Source organism: Fulvivirga aurantia (genome assembly GCF_009711475.1).
GTDB lineage: Bacteria > Bacteroidota > Bacteroidia > Cytophagales > Cyclobacteriaceae > Fulvivirga > Fulvivirga aurantia.
The window spans coordinates 1-5,074 of the sequence record NZ_SMMD01000639.1 but is presented as its reverse complement, the minus strand read 5'-3'; the positions used below and the strand labels follow the sequence as shown (position 1 = coordinate 5,074).

At 41.0% G+C, this 5,074-nt stretch carries 3 protein-coding genes; all 3 read right to left on the bottom strand.

Annotated features, from left to right (window positions below):
* Window positions 1-1,344 (bottom strand): tetratricopeptide repeat protein (locus E1176_RS06245; RefSeq protein WP_155209707.1); only part of this gene is annotated, 1,344 nt, incomplete at its 3' end.
* Entirely contained in the window at window positions 1,345-2,259 is a 915-nt protein-coding gene (locus tag E1176_RS06240) for a PorP/SprF family type IX secretion system membrane protein (protein WP_155209706.1), read from the bottom strand.
* Window positions 2,256-4,997, bottom strand: coding sequence for an Ig-like domain-containing protein (locus tag E1176_RS06235; protein ID WP_185152666.1), 2,742 nt, complete (start codon window positions 4,995-4,997; stop codon window positions 2,256-2,258). The genes E1176_RS06240 and E1176_RS06235 overlap by 4 nt, the downstream gene beginning before the upstream one ends.
* Window positions 4,998-5,074 lie beyond the last annotated feature (77 nt).

Below are 5,074 nucleotides of genomic sequence, written 5' to 3'. Positions count from 1 at the left end.
ATTTTTAAACTTAAGCAGGCCTTTTATGGTGAGCGGGTATTCTTGTAAATCTATTTCTACAACAAAAATATCATCATTCAAACCACCCATCCTTCTATTAGAAGCAAAGTGCCCCCGATCCCCAATTCCGTTTAGGATCAATGAAAAATCATCGGCACTACTATTTAGAGGATATCCCATATTTTGCGGTTCTGCAGTAGTGTTGTTAATGTCAATTTTAAATAAATCGTAACCACCAAAACCCGGTAAACCATCAGAGCTAAAATACAGCACCCCAGATTTGTGCATAAATGGAAATGCTTCATTGCCGGGTGTATTGATTGATGGCCCCAAATTCACTGGCTCAGACCAGGTGCCATTTGAGTGGTTGCTTTTATATAAATCAAAACCTCCATAACTATCAGGCAACTCTGCTGAGAAGTAAAGTGTATTGCCATCAGGTGAAATTGAAGGGTGTTTGATAGAAAATTTACTCTCTCCAAAGCCAATTCTCTTGCCTTCCGTACTTTCCTCTATGCTTTTTGTAAAGAGTTGGAGAGGCTGCTTGAGGTCATCAGCCATCTTCACATTTTTGGCATATACCATTTGCCCATCATTTTCACTGAAACTCAGGCCTGCCACGTGATACCCTCCCTTTCGAATTAGGTTAGAAGGTTCTATTTCAACTTTCTGTAACGAAGTTGAGGTAGAAGGCCATAGGTTAACCGTCTGATAAAGGGCATATGGACTGCGTCCGGTGCTTTTGGTAGTGTGATTTTTAGCCTGAAAAGACTGGTCACGGTCAGAAATAAATAGTAGACCATCGTTGTAATAAGCCATAGGTATTTCCGAAAACTCACTGTTGACTGAGGTGGGTTTTACGCTGTAGGTAAGTGAGTCTTCATATAAATAACTCAAATTATTGAGCCTCCACACCTTGAGTGCCAACCAATCATTTGTACCGTATTTATCCATATATGAGGTGTAAGTGTCGGCAGCTTCTGACAATCGACCCGTCCCTGCCAGGGCATTGGCGTACATCAACAAGTCATCTTGGGTGAGTGGCGTGGTGTTTTTATATCGCTCAAACCATTTTACACTGGTTTTATAATCATTGAGAGCGTAAGACATACGCCCTAGTCTTACAAAAACTGTATTATTTGCCTTCTGATTGATTACCAGATGTCTGTATAGTTCGATGGCCTTTTCGTAGTTACCCTCCTCGTAGTGCATATCGGCCAACTCATGGGTAGATTTTACTTTATCCCAAATAGCTTGTGCACGACAAATTTCTGATAGAAACAATAGTGTGCCTGATATAACAACACTATAGAGAAGCTTTTGTGATATGGCAAAACCTTTCATCTATCGGGGGCTACTTAAGTTTTCACTAAATTTAAAAACGTAACTCACAAACAGCTCATTAGAGCCATTACTCAGTGCAGAAACATCACCTAAAAGCCAATCGTAAGCATAACCTACTGATAATTGTTGATTGATCTTAAGTTGTAAGGCAAATGCCAAAGACTCATTTTGGCGGTAATTTAAGCCAGCCATGATCGCTTCTTTATATTCAAATCGTACGCCTGCATCAAATGAAGTGGGTAAGTCTGTAACATACTTCACCAAAAATGTAGGTCTTATTGAAAGCAACGGACTAGCTTTTATATTGTAGCTTCCGTAAAGGAAATGATTGGTGCGCCCCAATGCTACGCTCGAAGAATCCGTAACTACCGATTCTTTGGGTACAAGGTTTAGTGAAGAAAATCCAAGGCTAAATTTTGGTTTCACCAAGGCAATACCAGCTCCAAACTCAGGAGTTCCTTCTTCGACTACAATTCCCTGTAGTTGTGGGTCATTAGGCTGAAAAACCCCTTCGCTCAAACTGCTGAAGTCTGACCTGAAATAGGCATAACTTACCTGTAGGCCAAAGGATAAATAGTTATTACTGCTTTTTCTAATTCGGTAGGCGTAATTGCCAGTAAATTTAAAATTATCATGAGGCCCGAGCTGATCATTATAAACAGAGGCGCCTATGGCCATGCTCTTCATTATTGGGGTATGTGCCAAAAGTGCTTGCGTAGAAGGGGCTCCTTCGAGACCTGCCCACTGACTGCGATGAAATAGTGTAAGCGATAAAGCATCGTCACTACCTGTAAATGCCGGATTGTATAATATTAGCGATCGATTGTACATGGTAAGCTGACTCAGCTGTTGCCCTGCAGACTCAAAAGCAGCGGCTATAAGCATAAACAGCAATATGGTTTTTATCGCTTTCATTTAATCAACTCAACATATCCTTTAAATAACTCACCCGTTTTAGGCAGCTTTACTATATAATAATAAGTACCTGCAGGAGTCTCCTTGGTACTATTTGTACCTGTCCAGTTGTTAGTGTCATTATTATAGCCGGTGGTTTCGTAAACCACTCCACCCCATCTATCAAAAACCTGCACCACATTGTCCGGATATGACTCTATATTTTCAATGAAGAAAATATCATTATCTCCGTTTCCGTCTGGTGTCAAAGCTTTACTAATTACGATCGTTGGCGGCTCTACCATAAGTGTGACGGTGGCCTGGGTGCATAATCTGTTTTCTATATCCTGATCACATACTTCCACTGCGATTTCTACCTTACCAGTAAAATCCGGGGCGCTTTGATAGTTTAGACAAAGTGATGCGGACGGGCCTACGCTCGCATCAGGATTGTTATTGATAATAAATAACTCCAGATCATCATCATTTGGGTCTGAGGCTTCCAAACAAACCTCTGTAGCCACACCAGCTGTAACTGTAAAAGACTGGTCTTCTATAACAGGTGCTTTGTTTGGTGATAAAACATTGATAGTAATTGTTGCCTTCGTACACAAAGGGTTGGCTTCATCATCATCGCAGATTTCTACCGTAAGTACATCTGTTCCTGTAAAACTTACTCCCGCCTTGTAACTGAAACATAAATCTGATAAATCGTCATTATTGATTTGTGCTTCTGAGTTATCGGCAATACTTGTTAAAGAAATGCCATCATCATCAGGGTCATTAGCCGCCACACATAAGTTGTTTAACTCACCAGCCATCACCGTAAACTCCTGATCGGCAATGATAGGTGCATTATTAGGTGGCTTTACATCAATAGTTACTTCTGTTTCTGTGCACAGAAAGTTTTCTCTAATATCACAGACCGTTACAGTCATGGTTTCAGTTCCGGTAAAGGATTCTGGAGCCTGAAAGTAGTAGCATAAGTCATCAGGATCAAGTGTGATTGTGCTCTCACCAGCATAATCGACTACAGTTACCTTCATCTCGTCTTCTTCAGCATCAAGAGCCTCTAAACATATCTCCTGATTTAGACCGGCAGTAACTGTAAACTGTTGTGGATTGAGTTGAGGCGCAGTATTGATCTGCAGTAAGTTGGTAATATAAACGGTTGTTATGGCACATAATGATGGTAAACCATCATCACAAATGCGATAAGACAAGGTATCTGCAATATAAAGATCATCAGCTCCGGTGTACTCCAATCTGTTGTCAACAATCTGCACCGTGCCAAAAGCAGGCGACCTAACGATCTCAGTTATGATTAGTCGGTCATCTGGTTGATTGTCAGAATCATTGGACAACACATCGATGATTTGTTTTTGATTGCCTATTGTGACTATTGAGTCTGCCGTAGCTTCAGGTGCTGAGTTTACGGGATAAACAGTAATTGTTTTACTGGAATAGGCACTTCTACCACAGGCATCTGAGGCGACTACAGAAAGGTCACATGTATATCTGGAATTCGTAGTGGCCGCTGTTACGATACCAGAAGAGGTAATGCTTAAATCAGCGCAGTTGGTGGTAAAAACAGAGTCTGTAGCGGATATATTTGCTACATCAACATCAAAATCATTGGCCTGCCCTGCTATGATATTTTCCGACCCTGTAAGCTCAGCCGAACCAGACTGATCGATACCGGTTTGCATGATTAGATTCATTAACAAGCGTTGAGCAGCTACATTTGCAGCTGCATCAGCCCCTCCATTCAAATTATTACCTGCTACAAAAAGTGCATTGCCAGCATTGTTATTGCCATATGCCCTACCATACGCTACGATGGCGCCCTTAGTTGATGTGAAAATCGGATTTACATCTTGTGTAGTTATCGGAAGTGCTGTTGAGGCATTCCACAGTGAAAAAGGCAAATACCAGGTCTCAGTCGTGCCTAAATCATTCTGCTCGGTGGCTAAATGCAGGTCTGTGCCTAAAAACTGCATAATTGACTGATTTCCGTAGCTTAAATCATAGTCAAATGGAGCGCTTGGGTTTTGATTATGAGCCGGATCTAAACCGCATTCACCAGCATCATAACAGTAGAGTCGGCCGTCAGATAAAAGGTTAAGTGCGTTACCAGCAGGGTTAAGGGCAGACATCTGACTAGCGGATTTTCCTTGTAGAAATACACTTCCACCACTATTTACAAAATCATACATACCAGCGACCTCCGCATTGGTAATTTCTGCATCTACAGACACAAAAAGATCACTGCACGCGTTAATAGCAGATAGGTTATTGCTAGTTTCCCAATTGGTAATTTCAGCATTGTTATTGATGTAGGTTAATGCTGTTGTAAGACTTAAATTCTTATTAAAAATAAAGATTTTGGGTACTGTGATTATGTAGTCATATACAGGCACATCAACTGGTGATGTGGTATACTCCCCTATCACGCCTTTAGTCTCCCAGGCAGAAATTACATCTTTTATAGGCTGAGTTAAGTGTTTGGCTTCTATAATGAATGGACCACCTTTGTAATCCTTATCATTATAAGTAAAGTCTTCCAGGTTAAGGACTTTATTGTTTCTTATAGACCAGATTACCGGCACCTGGTAGTCAGATACCAGTTCATAGACTAAGCCATAGGGTTTTAGGCCGTTAGCCACAGTTTGTGGTTCAACGCCCATATCTATGATATAGCTACCCGTGCTTATGGTTTTGGTATCGCCCTGCCCATGCGCAAAAAATGTGGCAGTCAAATACAAGCAGCAAAAAATATAACTTGCTTTTTTTAACAACATCTCTGTTAAGATCGAAGATCTTTAGCATGTACCAG

Excerpts from the sequence above, each read along its gene's own strand:
- E1176_RS06240 (WP_155209706.1), bottom strand. The coding sequence starts at position 2,259 with ATGAAAGCGATAAAAACCATATTGCTGTTTATGCTTATAGCCGCTGCT.